Below are 16,100 nucleotides of genomic sequence, written 5' to 3' on the forward strand. Positions count from 1 at the left end.
GGGAGATATAAAAGTTTTATTTTAGATTTTCAGAGATAAATGCATTAAAAAATTCATTTCTTCGATTTTCTATTAATATTCTGCTATACTTTTTGGCCTCTTCAAAATTCTCTTTGGCGTAAATTTCCATTTTACTTTGACTCATATTTTTTATTAAATACTGAATTTCATTAGTAGATTTTTTACTAAAAATACACTCTCTACTCAGTAATTCCGGAATACCACCAGCATTAGAACCTATTGCTGGTAACCCTCTACTCATTGCTTCAATTAATGCTCTTGGTAATCCCTCAGTCACACTTGGTTGAATATATAGATCTATATTATCTAACCAATCAAAAACTCTCTCATGTGGTAAAGACCCAATAAATTTCACTTCTTCACTTACTCCAGCTCTTTGAGCAACTGATAATAAATGTTGTTGATTACCTCCTCCCACAAGGTGATACTCAAAATTTGTTATCCCTTGTTTTTTTAGTTTTCCTAATGCTTCAATTACGTACTTTTGCCCTTTATAATTAATGTTCACCGCGCCAATAGTACCAAATACTGTTTTACTATTTTTCTGCAAACCTTTTATTTTCTTAATTCTTTTTTCTATTAAGCTTGGATCAAATTGACTAAGAGTAACATTTGAACAATTTACATATTTCCCCTTAGTAGGATATCTCTTTTGTAAAAATTCATTTGTAACATAAATGGCATATGGAGCATCTTTTATACTTTTTTTCATAGTATAAAAACTTAAGGGAGCTAAAACTTTTCCTTTTATATTGTAATTCCACATTGAATCCCACGCACAGCCAACTACTTCTACTAAATAAGGTTTTTTATATTTTATGGCCAATGATACAGCCATATTTCCCAATGTACTAGATCTTGCAATTACGTAATCAGCACTCTTAATTTCTCTCTCAATAATTTTCTTTACATCTCTAATTTTGTAAAAAGAATTAATAGATTTGTGGTTAGGAACTGAAACAAATCTCGTTCCTTCTACACTTGCAAATGATAAGTTATTATTTATTTCATTTAACTCAAGACATCTTGCAATAATGGTAACATTACCAAATGCCTTAATATACCGATTTAAGGCATCACCAGATAATCCTCCATTACTGTAATAGTGGTCATTAAATTTATAAAATTTATGATCATGAACAAACACAAGGTTCATTAAATTCTCTCCTTAATAACTTTCGCGGGGACTCCTCCAACTATCACATTACTTTTTATATCCTTAGTTACTACTGCACCTGCACCAACAACAGTCCCACTTCCTATACAAATGCCGGCCAATATAGTTGCCTTTGCTCCAATCCATACATTACTTTTTATGCTGACTTTAGAAAAATAACTACCTTGATTATTTATTGCTATATCTGGATCATTATAACGATGCTCTGTGGACATTATAGTTACTCCGTGTGCAATAGAAACATTATTACCTATTTTAATTTCTCCTAATGCCTCAATATAACACATTGGATGTATGCTAACATTGCTTCCAAGGGAGAGGCATTGAGGATTTAAAATAAAAACATTTGGATGGATTGATACATTATCGCCACACTTTTTTGCAAGTGTACTTAAAAGTACATATCTCAATACTAATCCTTTTTTTCCCATTAAGTTTTGACAACTCCGAAAAAAAAATAAACGCAAACCAAAGGGTAAAAAGGAAAATATACCCACCAAAAACATTATTAATGGTTTAAACTTCTTAAATTTATCTCTACCTCTCACAAAATAGCCTCCAAAGGATCGACTTTAATTAGTTAAATTCTCTTTATACCAATCAATAGCTAATTTAATCCCTTTATTAAAATCAAAATCTGGACTATAACCTAACATCTCTATGGCTTTACTAATATCTGCATTACTATGTTTAATATCACCTTTGCGGTCAGGCCCAAAAACTGGCTGAATATCCTTTCCTAATGCATTCAATAACTGCATATAAATATCAATCAAATATTCTCTTCCACCAAAAGCTATATTATAAGCTTGTCCTGCAGCTTCATGAGAAGCATTACAAGCCTTAAGATTGGCTTCAATTACATTTTCTATATAAGTAAAATCACGACTCTGCTTTCCATCGCCATTAATTATTGGTGCCTCATCATTTAGCAATTGTTTAATGAATTTAGGAATAACTGCCGCATAGGCACCTTCTGGATTTTGCCTTCTACCAAATACATTAAAATACCGCAAACCGTACGTATCAAGGCCGTATAATTTGGTATATAATTTTCCATATTCCTCGTCTACCCTTTTAGTAAGCGCATATGGAGATAAAAGATTACCTTCTCTCCCCTCCTTTTTAGGAAGATTGGGCTCATCACCATAGACTGATGAACTTGATGCATATACAAACTTTTTGACATTTTTTTGCCTAGCAGCTTCCATCATATTTAATGTTCCTTTTATATTAACCTCTTCATAAAATAAAGGCATTTCAATACTTCTTGGAACACTCCCCCAGGCGGCTTGATTTAATACATAATCGATTCCTTCACAAGCTTTTAAACATGTATCTAAATCACGAATATCTCCTTCGATAAATTCGTAATTAGGATTGTCTAAAAACTCTTTTACATTTTCTTTCTTTCCAGTAGAAAAATTATCAAGCCCTCTAACTTTATAGCCTAATTTAAGTATAGCTTCTACTAAATTTGAACCAATAAAACCTGCTGAGCCAGTAACTAAGAATTTACTACCCACTGGAAACTTTAAATTTTCATATCCCATTTTTATAACCTCCAATATGCAAATCCAGCATCCTCTGCTTCTTTTCTATCAAACATTCCTTTGAGATCTATCAGTACACAATCTTTTCTATAAATATCTACATCAAACTCAGATGTTGCAGCTATTTCCTTTATAACTTCTGAATTTACATATCCAGTTGTCCCAAACATTGTTTTTACATCTTCCAATTGAATAGCTTTAAATTCATCATGTGGAACAGCAAAGATTACTGCATCCATTTCTTTTATATCTTTTGCTTCACAAAGATTAATTCTATATTCACGCCATAGATCTTCTTTGTCTGCTTGAGGATCTACAACTTTGACATCTACTCCGTACTCTTCTAATTCTTTAATGACATCGATTACTTTAGTATTTCGAACATCAGGACAGTTTTCTTTAAACGCAATTCCAAATATGGCTACTTTTGCACCATTTATTTGTTTATTTGCCTTAATCATGTTCTTTACAGTACTTTCAGCTACATATTTACCCATATCATCATTTATTTTTCTACCTGATAAAATTATTTGCGAATGGTAACCCATTTGCTCTGCTTTATAAGTTAGGTAGTATGGATCAACCCCAATACAGTGCCCCCCAACTAGTCCTGGTGAGAAATTAAGGAAGTTCCACTTAGTTCCTGCTGCTTCCAGTACGGCTTTTGTATCGATTCCCATCTTATTGAATATAATTGAGAGTTCATTCATAAAAGCAATATTAATATCACGTTGTGAGTTTTCTATGACCTTCGCTGCTTCGGCAACTTTAATACTTGCTGCTCTATATACACCAACATCAACAACTAATTCATATACCTTTGCGATAATATCTAAAGATTCCTCATCTTGGCCAGCTACAACCTTTATAATCGTTTCTAGTCTATGAACTTTGTCACCAGGATTAATTCTTTCTGGAGAGTACCCTACTTTAAAGTCTACACCGCATTTTAGCCCGGACTCTTTTTCTAATATTGGAACACAAATATCTTCAGTTACTCCTGGATACACAGTGGATTCAAAAACAACTATTGAACCTTTTGTTAAATTTCTACCTAAAGTACGACTTGCAGATTCCACCGGTGTTAAATCAGGAGTATGGTCATCTTTTACAGGTGTTGGAACGGCTACAATATGAAACTTTGCTTCTCTAAGACTTGATTCATCTGAAGTAAATTCAACCGTTGTATTTTTGATTACTTCATTTCCTACCTCTTTTGTAGGGTCAATACCATTTTTATATAGTTCAATTTTAGGTTTATTAACATCAAATCCAATTACATTAACTTTTTTAGCAAATGCAACAGCTATTGGCATTCCAACATAACCTAGGCCAACTAATGATATCTTCTCTTCTTTATTAACTAATTTCTCGTATAAATTCATTTTGATTCTCCTTATCCATTATCTTATTTATTTCTTGCAGGTAATCATTAATAACTATATTTCTATTAAATTCAATTTCCATTTTTCTTCGACCAGCCATTCCCATTTCTCTTTTTTGGTCGTAAGGTAAGTTTATAAATTTAAGAATTGCTTTAACTAGGCTTTCAACATTCATAACTTCAAAACCAAAACCGGTTAAACCATCTTCAAAAGTTTCGACACAACCCGGCACCCTTGAAGCCAACACCGGCCTTCCAGAAGACGCCGATTCAAGAAGTACATTAGCTAAGCCTTCATGATAAGAAGGGAGTATTATAGCATGAGATTTTTTTATAAAAGAATGTACGTCATTTTGCTGCCCGTGATATTTAATAATATCTTGTTTTTCTAGCTTATCTATTTCTTCATTATAATTCTCTTCAGTACTTCCAATTAAATCAAATTGTACATTTGGAAAATTATCTTTTACCATTTTTGCTGCTTTAAATAATTCTTCTATACCCTTTGCTTTCATGATACGTCCAATAAAAAGGAATCTCACCTTTTCATCACGAATCGGGTATTCCTCGAATTTATGCTGTCTTAAATTTACCCCTGAGCCCGGTATTAATCTTGTCTTACTTTTAACGATTTTATTATCTTCGAAAAACTTTCGATTAGACTGATTTTGAAAAAAAACACAAGATGCTTTCCTTAAACTTAGCTTATAAAGCATCAGTGTGATTTTTTGAATTAATCCCTTATTTTCAATAGACGTACCAAGACCGGTAATATTTGTAATGAATGGAGTCTTAGTTATTGCACACGCTATACCACCATAAACATTTGGTTTAATCGTATACGTTAAAACGACATCCGGTTTAATCTCTTTTATTATTCCAACATAATCAAGCAATAACTTAAAATCTGTACGTGGGTTTGTTCCTCTTCTTTCTAAATTGGTATCTATAAACTTACATCCTACTTTTTTTAACTTAGGCACATATTCATCATCAGGTAAAGAAATGTAAACTTCATTATCTTGCTTAATTAGTTCCTCTAATAACTCTTTTCTAAAGTTATACAAACCCATACCAAAATTAGCTAATACAAGTATTTTCATATCCTAAACTCTCCTAACTGGAACACCAACATAAACTCCAGGTTCAGATATGTCCTTTACCACAACCGAACCAGCACCTAATTGGCACCCGTTACCGATGTTTATGTTATTACTAACTACACAGCCGATACCTACCCAAGATCCTTTTCCAACTTTAACCGTACCAGCTAAATGGGCTCCCGGTGAGATATGAACAAAATCTTCAATATTATTGTCATGGTCAATTGTAGAACCTGTATTAACGATGCAGCCCTTACCTATTTGGGTACAGCAGTTAATAATTGCACCCGCCATAATAGCTGTCCCAATTCCTATATCTACTTGTGACCCTATAACTGCACTCGGGTGAACTAATATAGGAAGACTTGCCCCAACTGATTCTAGTTTTTCCTGAATCTTATGTCTTGTAGCATTATTACCAATACCAACAAATATTTCATACTCATCTAAATGTGTAAAAACGTCATCTGAAGTCCCAATGACTTCTAACCCCATTGATAATTTGATACTTTCGTCATCATCTAAAAAAGCGATATTCTGCCATTTATCCATTTTTAACGCAATATCTGCAACTACTTTTCCATGGCCATTAGCACCAATTATAAGAAGTTTGTTTTTCATAGTTCCATTATTCTTTCTTTTTTTGACCCTTTAAAAGGCTCCATAGTTGCAGCAGTTTCTGAATTGATACCTTCTCTAAAAAGTACCTTTTTTATAGTTAAAAGAATGATCTTCCAATCCTCAATGAAAACTACATTGTCCACATACTCAACATCAAGATTCAACTTAACTTCCCAACTAATCGCATTTCTACCATTAACCTGTGCCAAACCGGATAACCCTGGTCTTACTTCATGACGGCGCTTTTGAAGATTGTTATACAACGTTAAATATTGCACCAATAATGGCCTGGGGCCAATAATGGACATATCCCCCTTTAAAACATTGAAAAGTTCCGGTAGTTCATCAAGAGATGTAGAACGTAGGAACCTACCAAACTTCGTCAACCTAACACTATCAGGAAGCAACTCCCCTTTTTTATCTCTTTCATCCGTCATAGTCCTAAACTTATACATCATAAAAATTTCTTCATTAAGCCCGGGTCTCTTTTGCTTGAAAAGAACAGGACCACCTAGTTTCGTTCTCACAAGAATAGCAACCAAAAGAAATACCGGAATAAGAACTATTATGGCAATCAATGATAGTATGCAATCCATCGGTCTTTTTACAAACCTTCTATAAATACCACCTTTGGAATTCTTCATTAGTCTAACCACAACCCTTTAATATTCTTTACAACTCTTTCTAAGTCTTTATCTGTCATCTTCGTATCAGACGGCAAACATACGCCATTCTCAAACAATTTCTCCGATACATCCGTTCCAATAAAATCATATTCCTCAAAGAACGGCTGCATATGCATTGGTTTCCACACTGGTCTTGATTCAATATTCTCTTTTTCAAGAGCCTCCATAATATCGATTGGCCTTATCTTGCCTGTTAAAGTCATCGAACATAACCAGTAATTTGGTTTATCCCACTCATTACTTGGCATGAACTGAATCCCCTCAAGTCCACCTAGTTCTCTTTTATAGTACTCAAAAATATATCGCTTCTTATCAACTCTCTGATCTAACACTTTAAGCTGTCCTCTACCAATCCCAGCAACTACATTACTCATGCGATAATTAAATCCTAGTTCACTATGCTGATAATGTCTTGCTTGATCTCTGGATTGAGTAGCCCAAAACCTTACCTTTGCAATTCTCTCTTCATTATTCGAAACCAACATGCCGCCACCTGAGGTAGTGATAATCTTATTCCCATTAAAAGAGAAGATTCCAAAATCACCAAATGTACCAGTATGCTTTCCTTTATAGTAAGTACCTAGAGACTCAGCTGCATCCTCTATTAATGCTACATTATGTTTTTTACAAAGTTCCACTATTCTATCCATATCAGCAGATAACCCATAAAGATGTACAACAATTACTGCCTTAACATTTGGATATTTATAAAATGCCTCTTCTAGAGCCTTAGGACACATATTCCACGTTTCATAATCACTGTCTATAAAAACCGGAGTAGCATTTTGATAGATAATTGGATTAGCTGTTGCTGAGAATGTAAGTGTTGGACAGAAAACGATGTCCCCTTCTCCTACTCCAGCTGCTTTAAGTGCCAAATGAATTGCAGCAGTGCCAGATGAAAGTGCTGCTGCAGATTTAGAGCCTACCTTTGCAGCTAATTCTTTTTCAAATCCATCGACATTTCCCCCAAGAGGTGCAATCCAGTTTGTATCAAACGCTTCCTTTACATACATCATTTCATAACCTTCATCACTCATATGTGGTGAAGAGAGAAATATTCTATTATCCATGCCTCGAACTTCCTTTCCTATTATGTAAGTACGGTTTATCAAATCTATTTAGCTTGTTAGTACTTATTTGGCTTAATCAATTACTGTTTCCAAATAACTACTAACCTACTAAATTCATAATCTAAGTTAAAGTTGTAAAGGTCCACTTGCTCATTATTATTTAAACTTATAGATAACAGAATTAAAGCTCTTATCCAGGTTGAGAAAATTACTTGAATAAGAGCCTAAATAAATGCTATTTTACCTTTGCTTTTTCCAATAATTCTTCAAGATAGTTAAGCAATTCGTATTTCAAGTCATTATCCTGTAAAGCAAATTCCACTGTAGTTTTTACAAAACCAATCTTTTCACCAACATCATAACGCTTACCTTCAAAATCATAAGCAAAAACACGTTGAATTTGATTCAACTTCTGAATAGCATCAGTCAACTGAATCTCTCCACCAGCACCCTTTTCCTGTTGATCCAAAAACATAAAAATTTCAGGAGTAAGGATATATCTTCCCATAATCGCAAGATTAGATGGAGCAGTACCTTTTGCAGGCTTTTCTACAAAGTTCTCAACCTGATATCTTCGACCATCCTGAACCGAAGGTTCAACGATACCATATCGATGTGTATCTTCATCAGGAACCATTTGTACCCCTATTACTGAAGAACGAGTTTCTTCATATTGTTCAATCAATTGCTTTAAACATGGAGTATCACTTTGAACAATATCGTCACCAAGTAATACTGCAAATGGTTCATCCCCAATAAAGTTCCGTGCACACCATACTGCATGCCCCAATCCCTTTGGTTCTTTTTGACGGATGTAGTGGATATCTGCCAAGTTAGTAGAATATTGAACCTTATCAAGGATATCAAACTTTTCTTTTTCGATAAGATTCTGTTCAAGTTCATGCGCAACGTCAAAATGATCTTCAATCGCACGCTTTCCTTTACCAGTAACAATAATTATATCTTCAATACCAGAGGCAATTGCTTCTTCAACAATGTATTGGATTGTAGGCTTATCAACAATCGGAAGCATTTCCTTAGGCATTGCCTTTGTTGCTGGTAAGAATCTAGTTCCTAAACCAGCCGCAGGAATAATCGCTTTTCTTACTTTCTTCATTAACATAGCCCCTTTCTTGATTACACTACCTCTAGCACCCGTACTTTATTATTCGCCAATCCAATCAATGTCTCTCTAATATCATTTTCGTTCATTCTCTCAAAGTCCCTCATAAAGTCTAAAAGAGTATTCTCAGCAGGTAAAGCCGCCTTCCCAATATGTATCTTTGGGAATACTTGCTTCTTATGCACTTCATTTTCATTCAAAAGCTCTTCATACATCTTCTCACCAGGTCGAATTCCAGCATACTTAATCCCGATTTCTTCTATTCTATATCCAGACAGTTTGATTAAGTTTTTCGCTAAGTCTAAAATCTTAACTGGTTCGCCCATATCTAACACAAAGATTTCTCCACCACGCGCAAGCGATCCAGCTTGTATAACCAAACGTGATGCTTCTGGAATCGTCATGAAGTATCTTGTCATATCAGGATGAGTGACAGTGACCGGGCCACCATTTAGGATTTGTTTCTTAAACAATGGAATGACACTTCCACGACTTCCAAGTACGTTACCAAAACGGACAGCTACGAATTTCGTTTGGCTTCTTTGTGCCAAGTGTTGAACGATCATTTCAGCGAAGCGTTTTGTTGCCCCCATCACGTTCGGAGGATTAACTGCTTTATCAGATGAAATTAATACAAACGTATTTACTCCAAACGTATCGGCCGCTTCCGCTACATTTCTTGTACCGAAAATGTTGTTTTTAACGGCTTCTCTTGGATTGTATTCCATAAGTGGAACGTGCTTATGTGCTGCTGCATGATAAACTACATACGGCAGATGTTGTTCCATCACTTCGAACATTCTTGTCCGATCTTGGATATCTCCAATGACAGGAACGATTTCAATTGTTTCTCCGTATTCTTTACGAAGTTCCATATCAATTAAGTAGATGCTGTTTTCACCATGTCCTACGAGGACAATTTTTTGCGGATTGAATTTACAAATTTGACGGCAGATTTCGGATCCAATTGACCCGCCTGCACCTGTAACCATAACCGTTTTTCCGGTGACAATCTCAGAGATGCTTCCCATGTCTAGTTCTACTGGTTCACGACCTAGTAAGTCTTCTACCTGAACATCTCGGAAACTATTCACGGAAACTTTGCCGAGCATGATGTCTTCTATCATTGGGATGATTTGTGTTTTGACCTTTGTTTTTGAACATTCTTCAAAGATTCGGTTTAATTCTTTTTTACTTAATGAAGGAATTGCAATGATGATGTTATCGACTTTCAGTTTTTCAACTGCTTCGGCAATCTTTTCTGAGGATCCGTAGACGGGAATGCCTAGGATTTGAAGTTTGAATTTATTCGGATCATCATCAATGAAAGCGATTGCTCTTAATTCTGAATCTGTGCTCTTTTTTAGCTGTCGTGCTACCATTACACCAGCAGAACCTGCACCAATAATCAAAGCTCTCTTTTGGGTAGGTTTTGCTTTCATATATGTATCTCTTGTAATTCGCCAAATGAACCTTGATCCACCAAGTAATAAAATATAAAGCATCCACGTAGAGGAAAGTGCACGGAAGTACACTTCATATCCTGCAACCATTTGGACAATCGCTGTAAAGAGTACTGAAAATGTTACAGCTTTTGCTATTGCATTTAATTCTCCAATGCTGGCGTATTCCCATGCTTTATGATAAAGCCTGTACACAATCGCAAATGCGTGATGACTGACAAGTAGCACCGCTCCGCTGATCAGGAGAATTTTCTGATCGTTGATTTGTATGGATGGATGCATCTGGATGTAGCTAACAAAAATAGCAGATAAAACGAGAATGGAATCTAAAAGTGCTAATACTGCTAGGCGTGTGCGGTATGACAAGTGTGCGTTCCCCTTTCATATTGTGTTTCAACATGCTTTCATTCACTAAAGCCTTACGGCAAAAATAAATATCTAATGAAAACACATGTGTCTTTACACGGATTTTCATTAGATATTTAAGAAAAATTTAATAATTTACGGGCATCTAACCCACCCTCACACCCTGCTAGTGACAATTTGCGTCTAAGGAACTTTGTTAAGTTCCCACAGCAGGGTCGAGTGCCTCCGTATGTAACGGCCAGGAGACATTACCGGTCAGGTTGGATGTCTGACAAATAGTGTATGTACAAACAATTACCAAATAAGGGTATCAAGAATAAAAGTCTCTATCCTTTATATCGGCTTTTTACCAGATCATTAGAATATATTTAAGAACTTTTTCTTTTTCACTCGTTCTGGTGCTTCTTTATAAGCATGCTTTCCTTCTATTATAAGGGCAGCATTTTCTTTAAACATGAACTCAACGTCGCTTCCATATTTCGAGCGAATGATGGAGTATGCTTCTTTCAGTTTGAAAGATCGATTTGATACGTTATGAGCATCTGAAGCAATGAAGTGAGTCAAGTTCGCTTCCACTAGTTGTAGTGAGAAGTTCTTGATTTTCTTACCAAATGCGCCGGCGATACTGGCAGCGGTTACTTGTGTGAGCGCTCCCTTTTTTACAAGTTGATAAAGAATATCAGGGTTTTCAATCAATTCCTGGTTACGTTCTGGGTGAACGATGACAGGGATGAACCCTTTCAACTGTAAATCGAAAAATAGTTGTTCGGTATAACGAGGAACACTGTTAGATGGAAACTCGACAAGCACGTAGGGAGAGGATGCAACCGTAAGAATGTCATCCTCATTGATCCCTTGAATCATTTCTCCATAAATGCGTGTTTCCTGTCCAGGCAGAATTGTGATATCTATGTTTTCTTGTTTCAATGCGTTATTAAGTTCTTCAACCTTATTTAAGATTGACCAACGTGGATTCGTATACGTACTATTCAAATGGTGGGGTGTTGCTACTATCGTATGAATCCCTTCTTGGGTAGCCATCTTAGCCATTGCTAAACTATCTGCTAATGTTTCCGGTCCATCATCTACACCAGGTAAAATATGACAGTGTAAATCTATCATGCGCCCACCTACTTCCAATTAATTGCTAGTTTTCTGTGACTTTTATAATAGTAACATGCGTTTTTTTGATGGTAAAGAGGTGCATTTTGTCGAAATTTGTCACTTTGAGCCGTAGTAATAATAGTAGTTAGATTTCTGAATTTGTTTGTTATTCAGAACAACACCTAAAAGCTTACTTTTAGCTGCTTGCAACAATTCTTTTGACTTCAAAACCTGTTCCGTTTCCGTTTTACCACTGAAAACAACCAAGATGGTGCCATCGCATTGATTCGATAGAATTTGTGGGTCGGCTACTGCCAATAAAGGCGGTGTGTCCAAGATAACCATATCGAATTGCTCCGCAACTTGTGTTAAAAGCTGTTCCATAGATTGAGAACTTAGTAGCTCAGCAGGGTTTGGAGGAATCGGCCCACTTGTTAAGATAAACAGATTCTTTTCATCTGATTCAACAACCGCTTTTTCAAGCGTAGTTTGCTTTGTCAGTACGGTTGTCAGGCCAAAAGTGTTCGCTGTTCCGAATGTATAGTGTACAGTTGGTTTTCTCAAGTCAGCATCGACAAGCAGTACTTTCTTCCCTTGTTGCGCAAACACAACTGCAAGGTTTGCTGCCGTTGTCGATTTCCCTTCTGCGGGACCTGAAGAAGTAACCAATAGGGTTTTGATGTTTTCGTCAATTGCAGAGTATTGGATATTCGTACGGATTGTACGGTATTGTTCAGAGATTGGCGACTTCGGATCGAAAGTCGTAATCAGTTTACGACGGTGTTCCATCACGTTGATTTTCTTATTTTTACGAGTAAACAGATCTTTAAGCCCCAAGAGATTCGCCTCCCACTTGCGCCTTGCGTGCTTTACGCTGCGCCATCATTTCTTCCATTTGTACTTCATCTATTGTTGGAATGACTCCGAGGATCGGAAGTTCTAGTATTTTTTCTACATCTTGTTCATTCTTAATTGTGTTATCAAAGTATTCTAAGAGGAATGATAAACCTACTGCTGTCATTAATCCGACTACGATCGCAATCGCAACGTTTAAAAGTGGCTTTGGTTTAATTGGTGATGGATCTTCACCGATTGTCGCTTTTGCTAAGATGCTTACGTTATCAATTTTCATAATTTTTACGATTTCTTCTTGGAACACTTCGGCTGTTTTGTTGGCGATATCAGCCGCTTGTTGTGCATCGGGATCTGTTACAGATACGTTCACTACCTGTGAATCCTTTTCACTACCCACCGTGATTTTTCCATTAAGTTGGTCAGTTGTCATGTTCAAGTCTAGTTCGTCAATCACTTTGTCAAGGATTGGTGGACTTTTCATGATGATGTTATACGTGTTAATTAATTGTAAGTTCGTTTGTACTTCAGTTGGGCTATAGATGCTTTGCTCCGTACGTTCTTGGTTTACTAGTATCAGTGTTGAGGCTTGGTAAATCGGAGTTAAGAAGAAATAGCTGATGACACCACTCGTCAAGGCAGCTACCAGGGTAATTGAGATAATTAACAGAATACGTTTCTTTAAGGTTTCGAGCAGTTCTTTTAAACTTATTGTCTCTTCCATGGAGTCCTCCTATGATATATGAATTTTTATTTGTTTTTAGATCATTCTAGTCCAAAAGTAGGATAACTTCGACATACAATTTTTATTCACTCCTACTATTAAACAACATTTTGTAAATAATTAGAAGAGTTTTTTGGGTTGTGGGAGATTTTTCAAGTTTAATAGGTTAATGGTTGGGGGATATTGATAGATGGTAGGTTTTAAGGAAGCGTTTACAAAGTTTGGAGAGTTAGTTTAATGCGTACGGTAATACTTTGACGGGTATTGTTCTTGTCGAATAATGGGACCGTATCGATACATTTACTTTTTGTATTGATATATTAAGAAATGGTATCGATATCCGGGGTTTTCATATTGATAAATGAGAAAATCGTATCGATAAATTAGTAGAATTCTTGTTTCAGATACTTGATACCCCCTCTTAAAATAGAAGAGTGTCAGGAACTCAAAGTTCCTGACACTCTTCTATTATTTAATCCATACACCTTTTGAGTTGAAGGTGTATCTTTTTCCACTAATCGTGATCGTACCTGTTTGCATGACTCCGTTTGTGTTGAAGTAGTACCAGTATGAGCCGAGCTTGAGCCAGCCTGTTTGCATGGAGCCGCTTGTTGTGAAGTAGTACCAGCTCGTGCCGATTTTCACCCAGCCGATTTGCATGATGCCGCTCGTTGCGAAGTAATATTTCTTTGTTCCAAGAGTGAGCCATCCTGTTTGCATCGCTCCGCTTGACGGGAAGTAATACCACTTTCCATTGTAGGATAACCAACCCGTTTTCATGACACCGTCAGCTTGGAGGAAGTACCATTTGTTAGAAATCAGTTTCCAGCCAATTTGCATTTTCCCATCGGCTGCGAAGTAATACCATTTGCTGTTGTAAGAGAACCAGCCTGTCTTGTGCTTGCCTGTTACAGAGTCGAAATAGTATTTGTAGCCGTCCCTTGTGTACCAGCCGTTTGGCGGTGCCCATTTGACTTGCATCATGACAGAGTCACTGGAGTCACCTGCTGGGTTTAAGGCGTGAATCCAAATCTGTGTGTTTTCTGGTTGAGCTGGGATTGTGATTGAGAATGTTCCGTCGGCAGCTGCTCTTCCTTCGATAATTTGTCCGTTGATTTTTACAGTTATATAAGCATTCGGATATTGCACTTTCCCTGTGATCGTTTTTGAATTTGTCGTAATCTCATTGACGGTTATCCAGCGTTGCTTGGTTGTGAATACTTTTGTCGTAATCGGTGTCGGCGCTTCATTTCCAGCAGCATCTTTTGCTGTGATTGTAAGGATTGAACCGCCTGTTTGTGGGTCAATCTTTAAAGTGTATATTCCATTTTCATCTGCCGTTGTTGTACCTAGCAGTTGCTCACCATTGTAAATCGTGATTTCTGCACCTGGTTCTGTTGTGCCTCTGATTTCAGTCGAATAATCGTAAAGTAGCTCTACCCATACTTCGGGAGGAACAGTATCTAAAGGTGCATCTGATACCGTTAGCGTTGTCCATGTGCTCCTGTTATAAGCTGTATCCCAAGACTGAACCTCGACTATTTTTCCATTTACTAATGGATTCACATTTACAGAGAACTTCCCTTTATCATCTGCATACACCTTTGGAAGTTGGATTCCGTCCACTTTGACGATAATGGAAGCAAGCGGTTCTGTTGTCCCTGTTATCGTTGTCGCATTTGTATAGACTGGCTTAACCGTTGGTGCTACCGGTGCTGTTCCATCTATAACATTCGTAATGGTACTGCTGCTTACTCGCTTCAGACTATCTGTTGCTGAAAGGGATAGGATTGTTCCTGCTTTTTGCTTGTCGATATGGACTTGATAGTTCCCTGTCTCGTCCGATACTCCTGATCCAATTACTGTACCATTCACAGAAACTTTTACTGTTGTGTTCGCATCAGTTTGACCGCTCACATTTTCAGCAGCATCTGTGACGAAATTGACTGCCGGTGGTTCAAGCTCACCGTATGGCTGACCATTCACAAATGGCATGGTCGCATATGGTTTGTAATCCAGCGTGTTTGTGTCAGTCTTAATTCGTACGTTGATCGTCTTTTCAACCGTCGAACCCCAGTAATTATTTTTGGCATCAAAAGAGAATGTTTTAGAACCACTTAAGAAAACATGCGGTTGTGAGATTTGTCCGAAGAAATTGTTCTCCGTGATTGTGATGTTTCCACCTATGCACTCATACGTGTCGCAGTTAACTTTTATCGCTGGCTCTGTGTCTTCATTATTAAAAAACGCGTTTCTTTTGAAAAGTGCAGGTGCTGATCCACCGTCAATTGTGACAGGCGCTGTTGCACGGAATAGGTTGTTTTCAATGTAATGCGGAACATCTGGTGAACTAAAATGAATATCACCATTCGAAAACTCAGAGTTCTTCAGGATGAGTTCCTTACCAGAAGTCGTCATTAAAAATCCGCCATCATGGGTTTTCGTTACTTTTGCATTTTCAATATTTACAGATGTAGCTTGAAATTCATCTGCATTCAAGTAAATGTCCATCAGCTCAATTGGATCTTGGGTCGTTCCAACTGCCTTCAATTTCCCCTGAATGATTAACATTGTTCCACCCGATGTGGCAGATGAACCGATTACCTTTACTCCCGGTTCAATGGTAAGCGTTGCGTTGGAAGTAATGTAAATGGGCGAATCTACTTTGTATGGGGAATTAGCCTTTGTCCAAACCGTGTCTGTCATAATACTGTTTTGCACTGTTGTCCCTTCTGCACGCGCTTCCGTTTGTGGATATGCAAACAGCGCTAAAAAGGTTAGCATCATGGCAGGTATGAACAATTTTTGTAAGATCTGTCGCATGTTTTGATTCCTTTCATTGTCAATTTT

General features: G+C 36.9%; 14 protein-coding genes. All 14 read right to left on the minus strand.

What is annotated here, in order from left to right; all coding sequences use genetic code 11:
* Positions 1-16: 16 nt before the first annotated feature.
* The 14 genes from BMZ31_RS14060 to BMZ31_RS14125 all read right to left on the minus strand — a co-directional run bounded on the left by BMZ31_RS14060 (position 17) and on the right by BMZ31_RS14125 (position 16,073).
* Positions 17-1,177: a glycosyltransferase gene (locus BMZ31_RS14060; RefSeq protein ID WP_090832499.1), complete on the minus strand. Its 1,161-nt coding sequence runs from the start codon at positions 1,175-1,177 to the stop codon at positions 17-19.
* On the minus strand, positions 1,177-1,746 hold the full coding sequence (locus BMZ31_RS14065) for an acyltransferase (protein ID WP_217642752.1): 570 nt from the start codon (positions 1,744-1,746) through the stop codon (positions 1,177-1,179). The genes BMZ31_RS14060 and BMZ31_RS14065 overlap by 1 nt, the downstream gene beginning before the upstream one ends.
* Positions 1,747-1,770: 24 nt before the next feature.
* Positions 1,771-2,751 carry an SDR family oxidoreductase gene (locus BMZ31_RS14070; RefSeq protein WP_090832501.1) on the minus strand — a complete coding sequence of 327 codons (981 nt, stop codon included), beginning with the start codon at positions 2,749-2,751 and terminating at the stop codon, positions 1,771-1,773.
* Positions 2,752-2,753: 2 nt separating this feature from the next.
* On the minus strand, positions 2,754-4,136 hold the full coding sequence (locus BMZ31_RS14075) for a nucleotide sugar dehydrogenase (protein WP_090832503.1): 1,383 nt from the start codon (positions 4,134-4,136) through the stop codon (positions 2,754-2,756).
* Positions 4,111-5,238: a glycosyltransferase family 4 protein gene (locus BMZ31_RS14080; RefSeq protein WP_090832506.1), complete on the minus strand. Its 1,128-nt coding sequence runs from the start codon at positions 5,236-5,238 to the stop codon at positions 4,111-4,113. Before BMZ31_RS14080 ends, BMZ31_RS14075 begins: the two co-directional genes overlap by 26 nt.
* 3 nt (positions 5,239-5,241) lie before the next feature.
* Positions 5,242-5,859: an acetyltransferase gene (locus BMZ31_RS14085; protein WP_090832508.1), complete on the minus strand. Its 618-nt coding sequence runs from the start codon at positions 5,857-5,859 to the stop codon at positions 5,242-5,244.
* Positions 5,856-6,503: a sugar transferase gene (locus BMZ31_RS14090; RefSeq protein WP_090832509.1), complete on the minus strand. Its 648-nt coding sequence runs from the start codon at positions 6,501-6,503 to the stop codon at positions 5,856-5,858. The genes BMZ31_RS14085 and BMZ31_RS14090 overlap by 4 nt, the downstream gene beginning before the upstream one ends.
* The gene (locus BMZ31_RS14095; RefSeq protein WP_090832510.1) at positions 6,503-7,618 is read right to left on the minus strand and encodes a DegT/DnrJ/EryC1/StrS family aminotransferase; all 1,116 of its coding nucleotides are present in this window, start codon (positions 7,616-7,618) and stop codon (positions 6,503-6,505) included. The genes BMZ31_RS14090 and BMZ31_RS14095 overlap by 1 nt, the downstream gene beginning before the upstream one ends.
* Before the next feature lie 235 nt (positions 7,619-7,853).
* A complete protein-coding gene (galU, locus tag BMZ31_RS14100; RefSeq protein ID WP_090832511.1) occupies positions 7,854-8,735 on the minus strand; it encodes a UTP--glucose-1-phosphate uridylyltransferase GalU in 882 nt (293 codons plus the stop codon).
* Between the two features lie 20 nt (positions 8,736-8,755).
* On the minus strand, positions 8,756-10,570 hold the full coding sequence (locus BMZ31_RS14105; RefSeq protein WP_090832513.1) for a polysaccharide biosynthesis protein: 1,815 nt from the start codon (positions 10,568-10,570) through the stop codon (positions 8,756-8,758).
* Between the two features lie 357 nt (positions 10,571-10,927).
* A complete protein-coding gene (locus BMZ31_RS14110; protein ID WP_090832516.1) occupies positions 10,928-11,692 on the minus strand; it encodes a tyrosine-protein phosphatase in 765 nt (254 codons plus the stop codon).
* A 99-nt stretch (positions 11,693-11,791) separates the two neighbouring features.
* The gene (locus tag BMZ31_RS14115) at positions 11,792-12,463 is read right to left on the minus strand and encodes a CpsD/CapB family tyrosine-protein kinase (RefSeq protein ID WP_090832855.1); all 672 of its coding nucleotides are present in this window, start codon (positions 12,461-12,463) and stop codon (positions 11,792-11,794) included.
* A gap of 37 nt (positions 12,464-12,500) precedes the next feature.
* The gene (locus BMZ31_RS14120; protein ID WP_090832517.1) at positions 12,501-13,250 is read right to left on the minus strand and encodes a YveK family protein; all 750 of its coding nucleotides are present in this window, start codon (positions 13,248-13,250) and stop codon (positions 12,501-12,503) included.
* A 468-nt stretch (positions 13,251-13,718) separates the two neighbouring features.
* The gene (locus BMZ31_RS14125) at positions 13,719-16,073 is read right to left on the minus strand and encodes an N-acetylmuramoyl-L-alanine amidase family protein (RefSeq protein WP_175478127.1); all 2,355 of its coding nucleotides are present in this window, start codon (positions 16,071-16,073) and stop codon (positions 13,719-13,721) included.
* Between the last annotated feature and the right edge of the window lie 27 nt (positions 16,074-16,100).

Source organism: Bacillus sp. cl95 (assembly GCF_900115925.1).
In the GTDB taxonomy this organism is placed as follows: domain Bacteria; phylum Bacillota; class Bacilli; order Bacillales; family Cytobacillaceae; genus Neobacillus_A.